18 protein-coding genes are annotated in these 20678 nt (G+C 61.2%); 3 read left to right on the top strand and 15 right to left on the bottom strand.

Going from position 1 to position 20678, the window contains the following annotated elements; all coding sequences use genetic code 11:
- Positions 1-72 precede the first annotated feature (72 nt).
- Both rpsF and FXN63_RS09345 read right to left on the bottom strand, forming a co-directional pair.
- A complete protein-coding gene (rpsF, locus tag FXN63_RS09350) occupies positions 73-462 on the bottom strand; it encodes a 30S ribosomal protein S6 (protein WP_148814401.1) in 390 nt (129 codons plus the stop codon).
- A 356-nt stretch (positions 463-818) separates the two neighbouring features.
- Positions 819-1793 carry an asparaginase gene (locus FXN63_RS09345; RefSeq protein ID WP_148814400.1) on the bottom strand — a complete coding sequence of 325 codons (975 nt, stop codon included), beginning with the start codon at positions 1791-1793 and terminating at the stop codon, positions 819-821.
- 111 nt (positions 1794-1904) lie between these two features.
- Between FXN63_RS09345 and lexA the strand changes: the two genes are divergently transcribed.
- Entirely contained in the window at positions 1905-2600 is a 696-nt protein-coding gene (lexA, locus tag FXN63_RS09340; RefSeq protein ID WP_148814399.1) for a transcriptional repressor LexA, read from the top strand.
- 23 nt (positions 2601-2623) lie between these two features.
- Positions 2624-3439 carry a hypothetical protein gene (locus FXN63_RS09335; protein WP_148814398.1) on the top strand — a complete coding sequence of 272 codons (816 nt, stop codon included), beginning with the start codon at positions 2624-2626 and terminating at the stop codon, positions 3437-3439.
- 266 nt (positions 3440-3705) lie between these two features.
- Here the strand turns inward: FXN63_RS09335 and FXN63_RS09330 are convergent, their stop codons facing one another.
- From FXN63_RS09330 to edd, 11 genes are all read right to left on the bottom strand, one after another.
- Positions 3706-4440 carry a TerC family protein gene (locus FXN63_RS09330; protein ID WP_148814397.1) on the bottom strand — a complete coding sequence of 245 codons (735 nt, stop codon included), beginning with the start codon at positions 4438-4440 and terminating at the stop codon, positions 3706-3708.
- 1760 nt (positions 4441-6200) lie between these two features.
- On the bottom strand, positions 6201-7163 hold the full coding sequence (locus FXN63_RS09325) for a 2-hydroxyacid dehydrogenase (RefSeq protein WP_246165084.1): 963 nt from the start codon (positions 7161-7163) through the stop codon (positions 6201-6203).
- Between the two features lie 157 nt (positions 7164-7320).
- Positions 7321-8109, bottom strand: coding sequence for an amino acid ABC transporter ATP-binding protein (locus FXN63_RS09320; protein WP_148814396.1), 789 nt, complete (start codon positions 8107-8109; stop codon positions 7321-7323).
- Between the two features lie 20 nt (positions 8110-8129).
- A complete protein-coding gene (locus tag FXN63_RS09315; protein ID WP_148814395.1) occupies positions 8130-8939 on the bottom strand; it encodes a transporter substrate-binding domain-containing protein in 810 nt (269 codons plus the stop codon).
- 71 nt (positions 8940-9010) lie between these two features.
- A complete protein-coding gene (locus FXN63_RS09310) occupies positions 9011-9664 on the bottom strand; it encodes an amino acid ABC transporter permease (protein ID WP_148819123.1) in 654 nt (217 codons plus the stop codon).
- Between the two features lie 15 nt (positions 9665-9679).
- Positions 9680-10351, bottom strand: a complete 672-nt coding sequence (locus FXN63_RS09305) for an amino acid ABC transporter permease (RefSeq protein ID WP_148814394.1) — start codon at positions 10349-10351, stop codon at positions 9680-9682.
- Positions 10352-10553: 202 nt separating this feature from the next.
- Positions 10554-11342, bottom strand: coding sequence for a 2-keto-4-pentenoate hydratase (locus FXN63_RS09300; RefSeq protein WP_148814393.1), 789 nt, complete (start codon positions 11340-11342; stop codon positions 10554-10556).
- A gap of 59 nt (positions 11343-11401) precedes the next feature.
- Positions 11402-12481: a LacI family DNA-binding transcriptional regulator gene (locus FXN63_RS09295; protein WP_148814392.1), complete on the bottom strand. Its 1080-nt coding sequence runs from the start codon at positions 12479-12481 to the stop codon at positions 11402-11404.
- Positions 12482-12535: 54 nt separating this feature from the next.
- Positions 12536-13069 (bottom strand): gluconokinase, encoded by a 534-nt coding sequence (locus FXN63_RS09290; protein ID WP_148814391.1) that lies wholly within the window; start codon positions 13067-13069, stop codon positions 12536-12538.
- A 35-nt stretch (positions 13070-13104) separates the two neighbouring features.
- A complete protein-coding gene (locus tag FXN63_RS09285) occupies positions 13105-13737 on the bottom strand; it encodes a bifunctional 4-hydroxy-2-oxoglutarate aldolase/2-dehydro-3-deoxy-phosphogluconate aldolase (protein WP_148819121.1) in 633 nt (210 codons plus the stop codon).
- Between the two features lie 2 nt (positions 13738-13739).
- Complete coding sequence (gene edd / locus FXN63_RS09280; RefSeq protein WP_148814390.1) at positions 13740-15629, bottom strand: phosphogluconate dehydratase; 1890 nt, start codon at positions 15627-15629, stop codon at positions 13740-13742.
- Between the two features lie 326 nt (positions 15630-15955).
- Between edd and FXN63_RS09275 the strand changes: the two genes are divergently transcribed.
- On the top strand, positions 15956-16792 hold the full coding sequence (locus tag FXN63_RS09275; RefSeq protein ID WP_148814389.1) for an SIS domain-containing protein: 837 nt from the start codon (positions 15956-15958) through the stop codon (positions 16790-16792).
- Positions 16793-17935: 1143 nt separating this feature from the next.
- On the opposite strand, the gene FXN63_RS09270 is transcribed toward FXN63_RS09275, so the two are convergent.
- A complete protein-coding gene (locus FXN63_RS09270; protein ID WP_148814388.1) occupies positions 17936-19288 on the bottom strand; it encodes a GGDEF domain-containing protein in 1353 nt (450 codons plus the stop codon).
- Between the two features lie 327 nt (positions 19289-19615).
- Positions 19616-20677, bottom strand: coding sequence for a threonine aldolase family protein (locus FXN63_RS09265; protein ID WP_148814387.1), 1062 nt, complete (start codon positions 20675-20677; stop codon positions 19616-19618).
- Between the last annotated feature and the right edge of the window lies 1 nt (position 20678).

The following is a 20678-nucleotide window of genomic DNA, read 5'->3' as shown; positions in this document are numbered from 1 at the left end:
CCGCTTGGCGCGTCTTGCAGTCAAGCAAGCCACGATGCTACGGCCAGGTGGGTATTACTGATGGCCAGAAACTCAGATGGCGGTCGCGTTAGCCGGCGTAGCGGTGCCCGCTTCGGGCGCAGCCTTGCGAGCCTCTTCGCGTTCGACGATTTTCATCATCGGCGAAGCAGCGGTTTCAGCCTTCTTGAGCTTGATGACCAGATGGCGCAGCACGGCGTCGTTAAAGCGGAAAGCGTGCTCGAGTTCGTCCATGGTCGGCTGACCAGCTTCGATGTTGAACGCAACATAGTGCGCCTTCACCAGCTTCTGGATCGGGTATGCCAGTTGACGACGGCCCCAGTCTTCAAAGCGGTGAATAACGCCGCCTTGGCTGGTGATGAGCGTCTTGTAACGCTCGACCATTGCCGGAACCTGCTCGCTCTGGTCCGGGTGGACGATGAAAACTACTTCGTAGTGACGCATTGATGCTCCTTATGGATACTAACCGGCCCCCATTCCCATTCCCCAACACTTCCAACGAAGCGCAAAAAGGAATGGTCTTAAGCCGATGTAAACCCGCCCAGGCGTCTAACCGGGATCGGGCAAGGGAAAATTTGGGCTTAGCCAGTGATTATGCACGGCCCCTAGCAAAAAAGCAAAGTGGGATCAAGTTTGTGGCGGGAAACCATGCTTTTTGTCAGAGAGGCTGGGCATCTGGAATGCGATACCCGGAAGCGTCGACCCAGGTGTGGTGCCAGGGAGCAGCACCTTGTCGCAGTTGATCTGCAGGTGGTCGCCCATTCAAGCCGACGCGCTACGCGCCGGCTGAACACGATCATTCAAAATTTTGTGAATGCCTCGGCAGCTGACATGCCATGCCCCAGCGCCAGCATCAACAGAATGCGCGCTTGTATCGGATTCAAGGTCCCGGCATTGAGCAGACGCTCTGCCTCGGGTACATCGTTTTCCTGCTTGTGCACCGGACCATCTCCGGTACGGCTGGCGCGCACCACCACCAGGCCAGCCGAGGCCGCCCGACGCAGCCCGACCAGCGCATCGTCACTGGCACTGCCGTTGCCCGACCCTGCCCAGATCAGCCCCCCTGCCCCGCTGGTGCGCACTGCATCGATCAGTGCCGGGCTGGCCCCGGTATAGGCCATCAGTATCTCGACATCGACCAAGGGGGTGTCGATGGAAAACGGCGTGGCCATAGTGTGCGGATATTCGCTGCGGATCGTCCAGTCGATCACCTCGTCATGCACCTGCCCCAACACGCCATCGACGGAACTGAATGCGTCAGGTCGCATGGTGTGGGTTTTACGTGTGCCGCGTGCGCCGAAAATCTGGTGGTTCAACACCAGCATCACACCTCGCCCGGCCGCGCGCGGATCAGCAGCGACACGTGCCGCGTTCAACAGATTCAGCGGACCGTCGGCAGACAAAGAGCTTGCGGGGCGCATGGCCGCGACCATCACCACGGGTTTGTTGCTCTTGAGCGTCAGGTGCAGGTACCACGCTGTTTCTTCCACCGTATCGGTGCCATGCGTGACCACCACCCCATCGATGGCAGGATCATCCAACGCGTCCTGCACGGCGCGACCGACCACTTTCCAGAATTCCGGTGACGCATTGCGGCTATCGATGGCGGCTATCTGCCGACCGTCTACCTGGGCCACATCTCGCAGCGCCGGCACGGCGTCGAGCAAGGTGTCGATACCCAGGGCGGCGGGCTGGTAGTCGGTGCTGGATGCAGACGACGACGCAACGCCGGCAATGGTTCCACCAGTGGCAAGGACACGCAGGGAGACGGGCATGGAAAGGTCCGCAGTTAGGTTGGTGCGCAATCATAAAGGCGCATTTCAACCAGTGCTTGCCAGGGATCGAATACTGTATAAAAATACAGTCAATCAAGCGATGGAGCCCCCATGCAAAAGCTTACCGAGCGACAACAGCAAATCTTTGACCTGATCCGCGATTCCATTGCAAGCAACGGCATGCCGCCGACGCGCGCAGAAATCGCCCAGGCGCTGGGGTTTCGATCGCCCAACGCTGCGGAAGAACATCTGAAGGCCCTGGCGCGCAAAGGCGCCATTGAACTCACTGCCGGCACCTCACGCGGTATCCGCATCAAAGCCCCCGCACCCGATACGCGCCCGGCTGGGTCTGCCGTACAACCCACCACGCGTATCCCCGATGTTCCGGCCGACCTGCCCCATCCAGCCACCACCCAATGGATGTTGCCGCTGGTCGGCCGCGTGGCAGCGGGCAGCCCCATTCTTGCCACTGAACATATCGACGCCCACATCGGGGTCGATCCGATCCTGTTCGGCAACGAACGCCCGGACTACCTGTTGAAGGTACGCGGCCTGAGCATGCGCGACATCGGCATTCTCGAAGGCGATCTGCTGGCAGTGCGCAAAGCCACCGTCGCCCGTGACGGCCAGATCGTGGTGGCGCGCCTGGGCGATGAAGTCACGGTGAAGCGTCTGCGTCTGCTGCCCGGCGGGGTGGAACTGCTTCCCGAAAATCCGGATTTCCAGCCAATCGTCGTGGGCGACCGTGACGACTTCGCACTGGAAGGCATAGCTGTCGGCCTGATCCGCGCCGGCCTGATCCATTAAGGAGAACGATGATGAGTGTCGCCATGAGTGTTGCCGCTTTTGCACATACATCGGCCGCGCCGGCCTTCCGTCCCTTTGTCGAAACCAATCCGCAGTCGCGGGTAGATCCTTCGGGCAATCGTTGTCTGGCCACCGGCCATGACGAACTTGATCGTGAGCTGCCCGGTGGCGGGTGGCCGGTGTCGCGCCTGAGCGAACTGCTGGTCCCCGACGACGGCCTGGCTGAATTGCATGCAGTAGTGCCCGTACTGCACATGCTCACACGCAGCAGCCGCACCGTGTTGTTGCTCAACCCACCCGGCGATTGCGTCTCTGCCTTGGCAAAAATGGGCGTGGCACGCTCACGTCTGCTGGTCATTGGCGGCAATCGCGCCTCGGAACAATTGTGGGCAATCGAACAAGCAGCAGCGCGTGACGACTTTGGCGCGCTGGTTGCCTGGGCACCGGCAGACACCAACGATCAAGCCATGCATCGGCTTGACCGTGCCATGCGCCAGTCACAAGGCATCTGCCTGCTGTTCCGCCCGCTGTCGGCTGCCCGTGATGCTAGCCCTGCTGCGTTGCGCGTCATCATGCAGGCCGATGGTGCCGAACGCCTGCAAATGACCTTGCTGGTGCGTGCAGCACGACGCATCGCCGTCTCGCGCGATATCGCGCTGCGCCCCGGCATTGTTGTGCCGCAGTTGCCGCTTGACCGCATCGATGCAAGACCGGTTGAAGATGATGCTGGTACCAGCGTCCAGGCCAAGGCCCCCAGCGCTCAGACCGCGCCGATTGTGCCCTCACGCATGAAAATGCGCTCGCCGTGGCCCTTCACTTTGCGACGCGCAGCAGTTTGAGTCTGTTGGCTTGACCCTGCGAATCCAGCTTGGCGCTGGATTCAGTGCGTACATTCAAGCCACTGGCGGCGATGGATTTCTGATCGTGGCTTGCCAAGCGCAGTTTGTGCATTGCGGGCTGTTAAATGCAGCGCGCTAAATGCGGTTTGCCAAAGACAACTGCCTGCCAAACATCTGCGGGGATGCGTGGCAGGCAGGAAAAAAACCGTCGGAGGCAGCGTGACCGGATGCCCGAGGCAGGCATCCGGCGATCAACATCAGTCCGCTTACTTCACCAACACCGCTTCACCAGTGGTCTTGGTTTTGCGGGCTTCCGTGGACTTGCGAACCAGCCATGCAGAGCCCAGTACGCCGATCAGTGCGACCGGGTAGACCAGCCACACGATCCAGCTGTTATCCGTGATCCAGCCCTTCAGCAGTTGCTCGCTCAGTACCATCTTGGCAGCGGTGACGACCAGCACAGCCGAGCCGATGTAGATGATGAAGCTATAACGTTCCATCAGCTTCAGCACCAGGCGGCTACCCCACACCATCACCGGCACGCTGATCAGCAGGCCCAGGACCACCAGCAGGAAGCTGCCGTTGGCGGCACCGGCAACAGCCAGCACGTTGTCCACGCCCATGACCGCATCTGCAATCACGATGGTCTTGATGGCAGCTGCGAAGCTTGCCTGACCGCCATGATCACCGTGACCATCGTCGTCAGACGTCAGCAGACGGTACGCGATCCACAGCAGTGCCAAGCCACCCACCAGCAGCAGACCGGGGATCTTCAGCAGCCAGACCACAACGATGGTCATGAGGGTACGAACGACGATTGCGCCAACCGTGCCCCAGAGCACGGCTTTTTTCTGCAGGTCGGGCGGAAGGTTACGGGCGGCCAAGGCAATGACGATCGCGTTGTCGCCGGCCAGCACGATGTCGATCATTACGATCGCCATGAGGGCAAAGAAAAACTGTGTAGTGAAAACTTCGGCGGCTAGCGCGGACATCCATTCCATATTGGTCTCCAGACGGTTGAACCTCGGCTGGCAACATGGCGTACGGGATGCGGGAGCAACCGATGCAAGCCATGGAACCAGGCTGCAAAGGTCTTGTTCAACCGTTAGATGACGGTCCATGCAACCGGAGGGGCTGTGTGCCCCACGTATTGACGATTGCATGCACGGGCTGACCCCGCGAACTACTCCCCTTTGGAGGGACGGCGAATACGCCGTGTCGCCATTTTCCGGGATCGCGGAGGAAAGTCAAACATTACGCGCTGGAAAGCCCGGTGGGCGGGGGTTTTGAGCTTGTTCGAATATGCTTGATGGGCGAAAAAACCACAGGGCTTATTTGTTGGGGCTGGTGAATATTGAGGGTTTCGTTACTCAGTGTTTGTGCGTTGCTGGTCGTGTTTACTCGCGACGGTTTGGCGCTATGGAGCCAGTCGCGGGTGGCGGGGGCGCGTCGCCTGCCCCGCTGGACTTACGCGTCGGGACTCCCGCCCTCCACGTCGTCCAGAAGGGCATGCGCCACGCCCCCGCCACCCACGCCTTCAAAGCGGCTTGGTTAAAAGCTGATCCCGCCTGTGGACGATCTGCAATTTTCTGGCTGCTTGGTGCTGGACGAGGTTCTCGGCATGCGTTGGTCACTATTCTTGATCGCCACACGGCTGGCCCTGGGGACTGGCTGGCCAGGTCGCCACGAAGCGACTCAGCGGCTCACGTTTCAGGCCGTCTTTCAGTGGCCTTTTACGGCAGCGCCACGCAAGGAAATTGCGCGTTTGTTTGGTGGTGGGGTGACTTGGAAGCGGGTGGCCGCGCACCAGGTAATGCGACGAAAAGGCGGGGCGTCGGCGAGCTGTGCTTTTTAGGTTTTGCAGTGATCGGGCGGGCGGCGGCTTGAGTACGGAGGCATCCTGACGGACACGCTCTTGGCAGCGAGCTGCTGCTGGCAGAACATCGTGACGGGCCCGCTGTGGCTCGCGCTACGAAACGTGCTGGCCAAAGAAATACGCGCCGCCTACGATTGGAAATCTGCCATGAGCAGGTTCGCCATCCTCTTCGGCAAGCGCTTCACTGGCAAGGACGAGTGCAAAACTCGTTTCCGATACGCCCCGCCCACAAAAACTCGAACACGTCCTCAGCACTGGGGCCATCTCGTTCGATTACCACCATGCCTTGCTGGCCAAGCGCGTTCGTCAATTTCAGGTGAGCAATCGACGTCCACATTCAGCTTTCAACTTCCACATTCAGCCGCTAGCGCCACGCTTGCCGCGACCCTTCTCCGCATGCCGTGACGCGGCGGCCACCCGCTTCGGTGTCACCCCACCATCAAGCAGGAGCGCGATTTCGGTGGGTGTCGCTGACGTAAAAGGCTGCTGAAGAACCCACCAAATCGTGAGCCGGAGAAATCGCTTCGTGGCGACCTGGCCAGCCAGTCCCCAAGGCCAGCCGCGTGGCGATCAAGGACGGCGGCCAACGAATGCCGAGAACCAAGTCCAGCACCAAGTAGCCAGAAACACAAAAGCCGCCAAAAGGCGGCATGTGCGGTTAACCAAGAAAGCGTGAAGGCGTGGGTGGTGGGGCCGGGTTGGCTGCCCTTCTGGACGAGGTGGAGGGCGGGAGTCCCGACACCAAAGTCAAGCGGGGCAGACGACCCGGCCCCACCACCCGCGACTGGCTAAAACACGAAACACGGTCACGAACGACCAAGTCGTCATAGCCAAGAAGCGACTGCCTCAAGAACGCCACACCTCACCGGCCAAGCACCAAAACCCTCAAACCACAGGCGTCAACACCTCTTCACCCGCAAAAAACGCCTGCACATTTCGCACCACCAGATCACCCATCGCCAGACGTGTCTCCAGCGTCGCGCTAGCTTGATGCGGCAGCAGCACAACATTGTCCAGCGGGAACAATTCTGCAGGCACATTCGGCTCGTTCGTGAACACATCCAGGCCCGCACCAGCAATACGACCCGTAGCCAGCGCCTTCATCAACTCCGGCTCGTCAATGATCGCGCCACGACCCACATTGACCAGCACACCCTGCGGGCCCAACGCATCCATCACCTCGGCATTCACCACACCCCGCGTCGCCGGGCTGGCCGACGCCGCGATCACCAGAATGTCAGACCACGCCGCCAGCTCGGTCAACGATGCGAAGAACTGGTGCGAACTGCCTTCCACCGGCTTGCGATTGCTATAGGCAACCGGCATGTCGAAGCCTGCCGCACGCTTGGCAATTGCACCGCCAATCTGGCCCATGCCGAAGATGCCAAGCTTCTTGCCCGTTACCTTGCTGCCCAGCGGGAACGGGCGCTTGCCCCACTGCCCGGCGCGCACAAAACGATCGCCCTGCGCCAACTTGCGCAAGGTCGACAGAATCAACCCCATGCCGATATCGGCCACGTCGTCGGTCAACACACCCGGCGTGGTCGTCACGCGCACGCCACGGGCCTTTGCCTGCACCAGATCAACAGCGTCGGTGCCGACACCGTTGATGGCGATCAGGCCCAGCTTGGGCAGCGCATCGAACCACGATGCCTTCATGCCCGATCCACCACCCGTCACCACGGCGCGCACGTTGGCACCCACGCGCGCCAGGAAGGCGTCCTTGTCGTCTTCCTTGAAAGCGCGATGCACCACGTAAGCGGCGTCCAGCGCGGATTCAACCTGCGGCATCATCGCTTCGACCAGAATGATCTCGGGCTTACCAGCATCTGCATTCGTCATTGTCATCGTCATCTCTTTCCAAAAACTGACCAGGCACACGCCGGTTCAGACGCATCCGTCACACCGTCACGCGGCCAAGCCCAAAAACAAAAAGGGAGCGCACGTCGAAACGTCGCTCCCCCGAAAACATCGCGGGCCCGCTTGCGCGAGCCCATTGTGCCGATCAGTGACCCGACGTCAGGATCTGGCCCAGGAAATTCCGGGTCATCTCGTGCTGCGGGTTGCTGAAGAAGGTCTCAGGCGGTGCCTGCTCGACGATCCGGCCATCCGCCATGAAGATCACGCGGTCGGCGACCTTGCGGGCGAAGCCCATTTCGTGGGTCACGCACAGCATGGTCATGCCGTCTTCGGCCAAGCCGATCATGGTGTCCAGCACTTCCTTCACCATTTCCGGGTCAAGCGCCGAGGTCGGCTCATCGAACAACATGATCTTCGGAGTCATGCACAGCGCGCGGGCGATTGCCACACGTTGCTGCTGGCCACCCGACAACTGGCTCGGGTACTTCTTGGCCTGGTCGGGAATCCGCACACGGGTCAGATACTTCATTGCCGTGGCTTCGGCTTCCTCTTTCGACACGCCACGCGCCTGGATCGGTGCGAGCGTGCAGTTTTCCAGGATCGTCAGGTGCGGGAACAGGTTGAACTGCTGGAACACCATGCCGACTTCGCGACGGATCGCATCGACATTGTTGGCCTTGTCGTTCAACTCGATACCGTCGACCACCACCTTGCCCTTCTGGAATTTTTCCAGATGGTTGATGCAGCGGATGAGCGTGGACTTGCCCGAGCCCGACGGCCCGCACACGACGATACGCTCACCGGCCCGCACATCGAGGTTGATGTCTTTCAACACCTGGAAGTCGCCGTACCACTTCTGGACCCCCTCCATGCGGATGATGGTCTGGTCTTGCCCACGCTCGGGGACAGATCCGTTGGGCTGGACTGTACTCATGATCCGCCTACCTCAAAAAATCAGGGTTGCTTCAGGTTGGGCAGATCCACGCCCAACCACTTTTGGTGCAGCTTGTTCAGCTCGCCATTGGCCTTGTTGTCGGCCACGAACTTGTTCACGCGAGCCAGCAGTTCGGTCTGACCCGGACGCAGGGCGATGCCGTGATATTGCTGGCGCAGCAGGAACTTGGTTTCGAACTTGTCTTTGCCGGCGATCTTGGCGATCTGTGCCACGACCAGGGTCGAGGCGCCGATAGCGTCAACCTGGCCCGACAGCAGCGCTTGCGTGGCGGTGGCGTCATCGTCGAAACGACGGATCTGCGTGCCTTCCGGTGCAATCGCGGTCACTGCCAAGTCCTGGGTGCTGGCACGGGTAACGGCAACAGCAACACCCTTCAGGTCAGCCGGTGCCTTGATGGCCTTGGCCTTCGGTGCGTACAGCACGATGCTGGCACCGGCGTAGGCTTCCGAGAAATCAACCTGCTTGGCGCGCTCGGGCGTGGTGGCCAGCGATGCGATCAGCATGTCGACCTTGTTGGTCAACAGGAAGGGAATGCGGTTCGGGCCGGCAACCGGCACGATCTTGAGCTTCACGCCCAGATCCTTGGCCAGCAGGCGTGCCACGTCGGCATCGTAGCCATCGGGTTCGTTGCTGGTGTTGAGAATGCCGTAGGGCGGGAAGTCGACCAACATGCCGACGACCAATTCACCCTTCTTGGTGATGTCGGCAACGCTTTGTGCCGATACCGACAGGGGCAGCGTGACAGCGGCGGCAACACCTGCCACTGCGATCATGCGCGCAAACGAACGTCGCGAAAACGAGATAGCCATGAAATTCCTTTTAACTGCGTAGAACAGCGTGAAGGCGGCGCAGCCAGCGGCATGCGCCTCGGATAAAAGGGTCAGCGAGCCAAGGCCGCTGCGTAGCGCCGTTCCATACGGGCAGCCAGCAGTGACAGGGGCCAGCACAACACAAAATAAACCGCTGCGACCAGACCGAACACCAGGAACGGCTCGAATGTCGCGTTATTGATGATCTGGCCGGCGCGCGTCAGCTCGACGAAACCAATGATGGCTGCAAGCGACGTGCCCTTGATCAGTTGCACCAAGAAACCAACCGTCGGCGGCAACGCGATCTTGAAGGCTTGCGGCAGCACCACAAAACGCATGCGCGACTTGTAATGCAGACCCAGCGCTTCAGCCGCTTCCCACTGACCACGCGGCACAGCCTGAATGCAACCGCGCCAGATTTCGCCCAGGAATGCACTGGCGTTCAGCATCAGTGCAATGGCAGCAGCCACCCACGGGTTCAGGTCCCAGCCCAGCAGCGGTGCACCGAAGAACACCAGGAACAGCTGCATCAGCAAGGGCGTGCCCTGGAACACCTGGATGAACGCCATGGCGGCCACACGCAACGCCTTGATCTCGGAGGTGCGCGACAGCGCAATCACCAGGCCACCGACGATGCCACCAGCAAAGGCGATGATTGACAGCAGCAGCGTCCAGCGAACTGCCGCGACGATGAACCAGACTTCGTTAATACCAAATTCGCGAATCATGCCCGTCGCTCCTTATCGCCGGTCCGGATAGTTGAAACTGATCCGGTAAATGACGCGAAACAAAAAAGAAAACGCCATGGCCATCAGCAGGTAAATGCCGGTCACCACGATATAGATCTCGAAGCTGCGGAAGGTCGTCGATTGCAGGTTGGCTGCGACCGAGGTCAGGTCGTCTGCGGAAATGGCGGACACCACGGCAGAGGTCAGCATCAGCAGAATGAACTGGCTGGTGAGTGCCGGATACACGGTGCGCAAGGCGGGCTTGAGCACGATGTGGCGGAATACCTTGAACTTGCTGAGATTCAACGCAAGACCGGCTTCGATCTGACCACGGCTGATCGATTCGATACCGGCGCGGATGATTTCGGTTGCGTATGCACCGACGTTGACCACCATGGCAATCAGGGCAGCCGTGTCAGCCGACACGCGGATGCCTGCAGCGGGCAATCCGAAATAGACAAAGAAGATCTGAACCAGGAAAGGCGTGTTGCGCACGACTTCAATGTAGGCGTTGATCAACCAGCGAATGGGACGTGGCCCGCCCGTCTTGCCCACCGCACAGGTAATGGCTACCAGCAGACCCAGGACCATTGCGTACAGCGAAAGGCGAATCGTCAGCCATGCGCCCTGCAACAGATCCGGCCAAGCGGCGAATACGTCGCCGAACTGAAAGGTGTAATTCAACCTGCTCCCCCGCGCACGCCGGCGCTGCGCCAGTCGCTTTGAAATGCTGACCGTTTGGATAAACAGTCACGTACCAGAAAAAATCCTGCATGAAGCAGGCTGGCCGCATTGTGATTAGATCGATCTAATTTCACAATAAGGAAAACCCTAGGTTGGTGTGCGCCAACCTAGGGTTTTCAAGTCACTACGCGGATTTTTTGATTCAGGTCAGCAGCAGTTCTGCGCGACCGACGCCCGGGAATTCGGCGATAACCTGCGCGCCTTGCGCAACAAAAATGCTGCCCGTGGTCGAGCCCGAGGTGATGTACTGGCCTGCCCGCAGACCACCCAGACTGACCGCACCCAAGTTGGCCATCCAGACCAACAGGCGGACAGTATCGCCGGCGGAATTGCCGCCCACGTGTTCGGCGGCAACTTCGCCATCGATCAGCAGACGAACCGGTTGCGCAGTCGAGGTGATGGCGCGCACGTTCGCGTGGCCTTCACCGACGATCAATGCACCGTGGTTGGCCTGATCGGCGGTACGGCTCCACTTGTCCTGCTTGCCCCATTCGGCAAAGCGGGTGTCGACGATTTCGATACCGGCGTGCACCGACGCGATAGCGTCCAGCACTTCCGCTTCGGTGTAAGGCGTTGCGCGTGGCGGCAGGTCTTTGCCCACCAGATAGACCAATTCAGCTTCGACGCCGATGACGTTGAAGGTATTGGCATCGAGCCGCACAGCACGGCCTTGAAAGACCGAATCGGTAGCCAGTGCGCCTCGCAGGGGTTCGGCTTCGGGTGTATCGGCACCGACTTTCCAGCCTGCCACTTCGCCACGGCCAAGCACCACGATGTCTTGCGCCAGGTAAGCGTCAGCCAAGGTAGGCGGGCGCAGGTCCGTCGATAACTCCAACGGACGCAGGCCGGTTCGTGCGGCTGCCAGCACGGCAGCGGTGGCGGCGGGATCGAAGCCAGCGGTGGGCTGGCTGGCGAAAGCGGAAGAAGTCATGAGAACGTTCCGGAAAAACAGCTGATAATCGAAAAGCGTGTGCACGCAAGGCTGAGCGCCTATGCCCCGACGGATTGGCGAGCATTGTGCGCGTTGGCCAGGTTCACGCCAAGTGCCGCACCGCAGGACGCCCGCACGACCAGTTCTGCCGGGAACACCACACGGTCGATGGGCCGATCGGGGTTGGCCATGCGAGCCAGCAACATCTGCCCTGCCCGTTCACCGATTTCGTAGGGTCGGGTCTTGACCGTCGTGAGCGGGGGGCGGCAGAACGACGCCTCGTTCATGTCGTCGAACCCCACCAGCGCAAAGTCCCGGCCGGCAAGCATGCCCCGGTCCGACAGCGCGGTGATGGCCCCGTGCGCAACAAAGTCGTTATAACAAACCGCAGCCGTGGGCGCTTCCGGTGAATCGAGCAATGCGTTCAAGGCATCGGCCCCTGCCTGCCGTGTTGTCGCCACGCCGATGATCAGATCGTCAGCCAGACCTGCATGGCGCATGGCGGCTTGGTAACCCTCGCAACGCGCCGAAGTCGCCGAGTGCTGGCGATCACCGCCGATCAAGGCAATGCGGCGGTGCCCCAGACCGATCAGATGTTCGGTTGCCTCACGCATGCCGCGCGCATAGTCCGTCGTCACGCAGTCACTGGCATCGAGCGACACGTAACGCGATGCCTGCACGCAAGGCAGGCCCCAGTCGGCAAGCTGGTGGATCAGGCGTTCGTCAGAGCCTGCAGCCGGACACAGGATCACGCCATCGACCCCGTGTTCGCGCATGCGGCGCAACATGCTGTCTTGCTTGGCCACCGATTCGTCGGTGTTGGCAAGAAAGACTGCCCAGTCCGCCCCCGACAAGGCATTGTCCACGCCCGCTGTCATTTCGCCGAAAAACGGGTTGCTCAAATCGGCGATCAGCACGCCGATTACCTTGCTGCTGGACGCCCGCAGCTTGGCTGCACCACGGTTGTAGATGTAGCCCAGCTCGGCCATGGCGGCCTGCACACGCTCGCGCGTGGCGGCAGCAACCAGCGGGCTGCCGCGCAAGACCAGCGATACGGTGGCGCGTGATACCTGGACGTGCTTGGCAACCGCTTCGAGCGTCACCGCTGTGCGACGACCGGGTCCAGAAACCTGGCTCATGAATGAATTTCCTGCCACTTATACGCAATGCCACGCACTGTAATTTAGATCGATCTAAACGTCGCTGCGGGTAAACCCGCCAGCGTGATCCTGATCCGCAGCGGGCAGGCGACGCAGGATCTCATTCACGATGTCTTCGACGGATTGATCGATGCTGACCGTGATGGCATCTGCCGGCACTTCCAGCGCATCAAACTGGCTGCGCAGCAATTTGGCATCGAAGAAGTGATCGGTTCTGGCAGCAAGCCGGTCGCGAATCAATTCAAACGAACCGGCAAGGTGCACAAAGACCACGGCGCGATCGCGACCGTGATCCGACAACACGTCGCGATAGCGCTGGCGCAAGGCCGAACAGCCGAACACATGCGTGCGGCCGTCGCGATGACAGGCTTCGATTTCCTGGCGGATGGCCGCCAGCCACGGCGCACGGTCGTCATCGTCAAGCGGCATCCCGCGATGCATCTTGTCGATGTTGGCCTGACTGTGGAAGCTGTCCGCATCCTGGTACTCGCAGGCCAGCCGTTGCGCCACGTGTTCACCGATGGTCGTCTTGCCGCAGCCCGACACGCCCATGAGTACAAGGATCATGTGCCTTTCCTTTATCTGACGGAATGGGGTCGACGTTATTGGGCTGGGCGCAGCGCGCTGGCTTCACGTGCCAAGCGGGTAATGCCAGCCCAGTCACCGGCACGCATCATGGCAGCGGGGGTGAGCCACGAGCCACCGACGCACACCACATTCGGCAGGGCCAGGTAATTCGGTGCCGTAGCCGCAGTGACGCCGCCCGTGGGGCAGAAACGCACGTCGCCGAACGGGCCGCCGAATGCCTTCAGCATTGCCACGCCGCCCGCTTGTTCAGCCGGGAAGAACTTGACGGTCTTGTAGCCGTGTTCCAGCGCGATCAGGATTTCCGACGAGGTGGCAACACCGGGCAACAGCGCCAGGCCTTGCTGTTTGGCGGCATTGGCCAGGGCGTCAGTCAGACCAGGCGACACGCCGAAACGTGCGCCAGCGGATACGGCGGCAGCAACTTGCTCGGGGCGCGTCAGCGTGCCGACACCGACCACCAGGTCGTCGGCAAACTTAGCCATGCGTTCGATCACGCCCAGGCCAGCGGGGGTGCGCAGGGTGATTTCCAGCACGCGCACGCCGCCTTCATACAGCGCGCGTGCAGTCTGTTCGCCCTGCTCGACCGAGTCGAACTGCAGTACCGGAATGACGGGTCCGAGTGCGGCTACGTGATCGATGTCGAGCATGCTCATGCTTGTTCCTTGATGGATGATGGGGTGATTTCAGGGCTTGTGGCCACGTGGGCTGCGGCAGGATACATGCCAAATACCGACGCGCCCTCTTCTGCCGGCCCGGCTGCCTGGCGGAACACCGCGAACAGCTCGCGGCCAAAGCCCCAGGTGGATGCTTCGTCCTGCATGGCATGAATGTCGCGCGTTGCCCAGACTTCGTCCGGCACGTGGGCGCGAAGAATACCCGCATCGGCGTCGAGTTCGATCATGTCGCCAGTGCGCACGCGGCCAAGCGGGCCACCCGCCAGCACTTCCGGCGACAAGTGAATGACGGCAGGCACCTTGCCCGACGCGCCCGACATACGGCCGTCGGTGACCAAGGCAACATGGAAACCAGCGTCTTGCGCCACACCCAGCAGCGGCGTCAGGCGATGCAGTTCCGGCATGCCGTTGGCACGCGCGCCCTGGAAGCGGACGACGGCTACGAAGTCGCGGTTCAATTCGCCTGCATCGAAGGCACGCTGCACGGCTTCCTGATCGTCAAACACGATGGCCGGTGCGTGCACCTTGCGATGCTGCGACGCCACCGCAGAAATCTTGATCACACCACGCCCGAGATTGCCCTCGACCAGACGCAAGCCACCATCTGCGGCAAACGGCGTGGCGCGCGGACGCAGCACCTTGTCGTCCAGCGTCTGTGCAGTTGCCGGCACCCACGAAAGTTTATCTTCCAGCAGGCGCGGTTCTTCGGCGTAATGGGACAACCCATTGCCCGCCACGGTGCGCACGTCTTCGTGCAACAAACCACCTTGAATCAATTCACGGATCAGGAACGCCAGACCACCTGCCGCGTGGAAGTGATTCACGTCAGCCTTGCCGTTCGGGTAGATGCGTGCAAGCAGCGGCACCACCGCAGACAGGTCGTCGAAATCAGTCCAGTCGATCACGATGCCTGCGGCGCGTGCAGCAGCCACCAGGTGCAGCGTGTGATTGGTCGAGCCACCCGTGGCCAGCAAGCCGACAATGCCGTTGACGATGGCGCGTTCGTCGATCACATGACCAATCGGCGTGTACTCATTGCCCATCGCCGACAGTTCCAGCACCCGCTCTGCCGCCCGGGCGGTCAGCGCATCACGCAAGGGAGTATTCGGATGGATGAAGGCTGCGCCCGGCAGATGCAGGCCCATGACTTCCATCAACAACTGATTGCTGTTGGCCGTGCCGTAGAAGGTACAGGTACCCGCACCGTGATAGGCCTGCGATTCAGCCTCCAGCAGAGCATCACGGCCCACTTCGCCCTTGGCGAACTGCTGACGGATGCGTGCCTTGTCGTCATTGGACAGGCCGCTGGTCATCGGGCCGGCCGGCACAAAAATGACGGGCAAGTGACCGAATTGCAGCGCACCGATCAACAGACCCGGCACGATCTTGTCGCACACACCAAGCATCAGCGCGGCATCGAACATGTTGTGCGACAGCGCAACCGCCGTACTCATCGCGATCACTTCACGCGAGAAGAGCGACATCTCCATGCCCGGATTGCCCTGCGTGACCCCGTCACACATGGCCGGCACGCCGCCAGCCACCTGGGCGGTCGCACCGACACGGCGCGCGGCAGCGCGGATCAGTTCAGGGAAACGTTCGTAGGGCTGATGCGCCGACAGCATGTCGTTGTAGGACGTCACGATGCCGATGTTCGGCTTGCGCAATTCCTTGATGACCAGCTTGTCATTGGCCGGGGCGGCAGCAAAACCGTGTGCCAGATTGGCACAGGAAAGCACCGTGCGTACCGGCGCATGCTGTGCACGCGCGTGCTCGATGCGAGTGAGATACAGCGCACGCGACTGGCGGCTGCGTTCGATCACCCGGTTGGTGACGCGATCTAGGACGGCATGTAACGTGCTCATTGATATCACCTGCAAAGTCGATTGAGGTTAGTTTAGTAGAAAAACTACAAAGACGCCGTAGTTTTTGTACAATCGGAGACTGACATGCGGGCCTGTGTATGGGTAGGCGTAGGCGTTTGCATGCAAGCGTCTTAGGCACGAGTGCTGTCTGACTTACCAGCCTAGCCTTGTCTGTAGCCCTTATTTGTTTACAAGCCCCTGACGTCCGTTGAAGAAAGTGGCGCGTTGGATCAAGCTGACCAGTATCGCGCCAGACCATCTCTTGGCAGGCAACCGCCTGCAACAAGCGTTCCGCCCTGCCCCATTAAGCCCGTCTGCGGACCACCATGATCACCAGCCTGCAATCCGTCCTGCCGCATCTGCGCCCTTCCGAGCGGCGTCTGGCCGACTACGTGCTGGCCGCGCCGCGTGAGGTGGTTCACCTGAACATGACCGAACTGGCCGAACGCGCCGAGTCGAGTCAGCCGACGATTGCACGTCTGTGCAAGGCACTGGGTTTGTCCGGCTTCAAGGAGTTCAAGATTCGTCTGGCGCAGAGCCTGCCGGCAGGCGTGGCGTATGTGCACGAGGATGTGCAGGCCGACGAGTCGGTATCGGGCATTGCAGGCAAGGTGATCGATCGCACTATTGCGGCCTTGCAGAGCGTGCGTGATTCGCTGTCTTCAGACGCCGTGGGTGAGGCCATTGCGTTGCTGGCGCAGGCACGGCGCATCGAGTTTTACGGCGCGGGTGGATCAGGCTTGGTGGCGCACGATGTGCAGCACAAGTTTTTCCGTCTGGGCATGCCAACCGTGGCCTATGTGGACCCGCATGTGTATTGCGTGTCGGCGACGCTGTTGGGGCCGGGCGATGCGGTGGTGGCCATTTCGAACACGGGACGTAGTCGCGAGATGCTGGAGGCGGCAAATCTGGCGCGTGCGGCGGGGGCGACGGTGATTGCGATCACGCGCAGTCATTCGCCGTTGGCGGGTTTGGCGACGGTGGCGATCGGGGTAGATGTGAATGAAGACCCGGATGTCTATACGCCGATGCGGTCTCGCATTGGGCATCTGGCGGTATGCGACATTCTGGCAGTGGGCGTGGCGTTGCAGCGCGGCCCTGAGTATGTGGATACGCTGGTTCGCTCGAAAGCAGTTACTCGGCGGCGGCGGGCTGATGGTTGAGTTCGGTTTTTTGTGACGGGTGTTTGTGTTCTTTTGCCAGTCGCGGGTGGTGGGGCCGGCTCGGCTGCCCCGCTTGACCTAGGCGTCGGGTCTCCGCCCTCCACCTTGTCCAGAAGGGCAGCCAACCCGGCCCCACCACCCACGCCTTCAAAGTCGTTTGGTTAAAAGCCAATCCCGCCTTTGGATGGCCTGCATTCTTCTGGCTGCCAAGTGCTGTATGCGGTTCTCGGCATGCGATGGCCACCAGTCTTGACCGCCACGCGGCTGGCTTTGGGGACTGGCTGGCCAGGTCGCCACGAAGCGATTTCTCCGGCTCACGATTTGGTGGGTTCTTCAGCAGCCTTTTACGGCAACGCCACTCAAGAAAATTTGTGCGTCTGCTTAGCGGTGGGGTGACACCGAAGCGGGTGGCCGCCGCGTCACGGCATGCAGAGAGCAGCGGCGACAATCGTGGCGCTGGCGGCTGATCTCGTGAAAACGCTTGTGCTGCGTGTTAGTCGAGGCGCTTGTTTTGCGCGAGAGCGACACCACCAGGACGTCCGCGGCCCATTGCGCTCAACGGCGTGCCGGGGATCTGTTGGACGCGCCTTGCAATCAGTATTTATCACCGCTCACACCGTTCTTCATCGCTTCGAACGTTCAATGCGCAGCCTTCAAAACGCCATCCTTCAACGTCCCGCTTTTTCGTCGCATTACCTGGTGCGCGGCCACCCGCTTCCGTGTCACCCCACCACCAAGCAGGCGCGCGAATTTCCTTGAGTGGCGCTGCCGTAAAAGGCCGCTGAAGAACCAACCGAACCGTGAGCCGGAGAGATCGCTTCGTGGCGACCTGGGCAGCCAGTCCCCATAGCCAGCCGCGTGACGATCAAGGATGGTGACGATCAAATGCCGAGAACCGATTCCAGCACCAAGCAGCCAGAGAATTGCAGCCCACCCAAAGGCGGGATTCGCTTTTAACCAAGCCGCTTTGAAGGCGTGGGTGCCGGGGGCGTGGCGGCTGCCCTTCTGGGCGACGTGGAGGGCGGGAGACCCGACGCGTAAGTCCAGCGGGGCAGGCGACGCGCCCCCGGCACCCGCGACTGGCAAAAGCACCAAGCACCGTTACGAGCAAACCGCGACTAACCCCAACGCAAAAACCAAAAATCACTCAGCAGGCTGACGCGTCGCCCGAGTTCTGAACACCTTCGCCTCCGGCTCACGCGGCTTCGCCGACGCCGCCTTGGCCGCAGCAGCCTTCGCCTCCGCCGCCTTCACCCGCGCATTCTTCGGCGGCACCACACTCTTCACCTGATTGCGCCCCGCCCCCTTCGCCGCATACAACGCCGTATCCGCATCCGCAATCACCGCCACCGGACCATCAGGCGACAACCGGCTATCCGACACACCAATACTCACCGTCACCCGCAGGCCCGGCCGCTCACCACCACTGCCGCGCTTCGCCCGCCCCTGCGCCTCAGACTGCGGACGACTCGCCTCATCACGCAAACGCATGCGCGACGACTCAATTACCATGCGCACGCCCTCAAGCGTCTCCAGACACTCGTGCGCCAGTTTGCCGAAAAATACCAACGCAAACTCTTCGCCACCGTACCGATACGCACGACTGCCACCACCCGCCCGATTCAGACGCGCCGCCACCAGACGCAACACCTGATCACCCGTCTGATGACCATGAGTGTCGTTGAACGCCTTGAAGTGATCGATATCGACCATCGCAATGCTGTAGTTACCGTCCAGCCGCGTCAGCACATCGTTCAAGGCACGACGCCCCCGCAAGCCCGTCAGCTCGTCACGGAAAGCCATGCGGAAGGTTTCCTGCACGATGGAACCAGCAAACAGCAGCAGGATGAAACTGCATCCCACCGGGACCACCGCCGCATCCAGAAAAGCGCGCGGCAACATCACCGCCAGACACACGGCTGCCAGCAACATGGCAGTGTGCTCCGTGCGCGGCGTCCACACAGCCTGAATGCCCAACACCATCACGGCAGCGTAGATCGACAACGTTGGCAATGCCGGCAACGAACTCCATTGCAAGGGCATGGTGGGCAGGTGCGCGCCAGCAACCAGCGCGACCATGTGATCGGGTCGCCAGGCGGCCAGCAGCAGGAACACACCCAGGGCCACGGTCTGATACAGCGCGCGTTTGATGACGTCGACGATCGGTTGACCGCGCTCGTGCCACACGCCATTGAGCACAAACATCATCGGCAGCCACACCGATGCGCCGTTGAACACCAGCGACGCGTGCGGCGCAAAACGACCATCGCGCAAGTAGGCGTCGGTCTGCCCGCTCAGCAGCAGGAAACCCAGATAGGTGACAAGCACCATGAAAAGAATGCGCAGACGGCCATACAGCAGGGCCAAGCCACCCGCCACACAGGCGAGCACGGCCAACAGTGTCTGGTAGAAGGCACCCGCAGACGCGGTCGCCGGCAAGAGCAGCAAAATCAGCGCGGCCAATAAGGCCGGCACTACAAAAACGTGGTTTGCCAAGTTCGGCACAGCGCGATGCAAACAGCCCCCCGAGGCATGCGGTAAATCCGGCCGGACAATAAAGTCAGGCGCGACCGCAAAATAAAGTCCAGGACCTCCATGCTTACGGCAGGAATCGTCAGGACTTTAGTGTTTTCGGGACGAAATTTGTCATGCTGCACCGTGAGGGTGCAGCATCATCAGGCAGCACGCGCTTGAAATGCAGATTGACGGTTCAATCAGGAACGCTGATCGGGCACCCCGTTGAACGGAAGCGCCCTGGCAAACGATCCCGCCTGAACGTATCAACCGAACACATCAACCGCACCCATCAACCGCACACCAGGCTCAAACCCCGTGCTTTGACGCCGCTTCAATCAGCGCTGCGATCTGTTCGGGTTGGGTACCGAAGCCGCAGACCAGTCGCACGAACACCTCACCGGCAACCAAGGTCTTGCCTGCTGGCAATGCCGAAGGATGCCAGTCGTAGAACACCGCGCCATCGACACGCAGGCGCGTGGCGAGTGCATGCGGCATGACCACGAATACTTCGTTGGCATCGACCGGCCATACGGTACCTACGCCCGGCACATGGTTCAGTGCCGCAGACAGGTCACGCGCCATGTGATTGGCGTGGCGTGCCAGGTCCAGCCAATGGCCGTTTTCCAGCCAGCCACAGAACTGCGCACCGAACAAGCGGCCCTTGGCGGCCATCTGCCCTGCCCGCTTGACGCGGAAGGCGAAATCTTCGGCCAGTGCGGTATCGAAGAAAACGATTGCCTCGGCCATCAGCGCGCCATTCTTCGACGCCCCCAGACACAGCACATCGACACCAGCGCGCCAGGTCACATCCGCAGGGGAACAACCCAGCGATGCGACGGCGTTGGCAAAACGCGCGCCATCCATGTGAACGTACAAATCGTTTTCATGCGCCAGTTTGGTCAACGCCGAAATCTCGGCAGGCGTGTAGACCAGTCCGCATTCCGTGGCCTGGGTCAGACTGAGCGCACGAGGCACCACGTTGTGTGGCGGATGCGGTGCTGTCGCCAAGGCTTGCGACAAGGCAGCCGGCCCCAGCTTGCCGCTGGCATCGACAATCGGTACCAGCCGGGCACCGCCACTGAACAATTCAGGCGCGCTCGATTCATCGTTGACGATGTGCGCCTGGTGGTGGCACAGCACCGAGCCCCAGGGCGGTACCAGCGCCGACAGCGCCAGCGAATTGGCAACGGTGCCGGTGGACACATAGAACACTTCCACCGGGCACTCGAACAGCTCGGCGATGCGTGCAGTGGCCTGCGCGCACCAGTCGTCCGCACCATAAGAGGCCGCCAGGCCGGCATTGGCGCGCACGATTGCATCCAGCACCTGCTGGGATGCGCCCAGCATGTTGTCGCTGCCGAAAATCATC

This window comes from Pigmentiphaga aceris (assembly GCF_008119665.1).
GTDB lineage: Bacteria > Pseudomonadota > Gammaproteobacteria > Burkholderiales > Burkholderiaceae_B > Pigmentiphaga > Pigmentiphaga aceris.
Note: the sequence above shows the minus strand (reverse complement) of the source record. Positions and strands in the feature narration are given on the sequence as shown.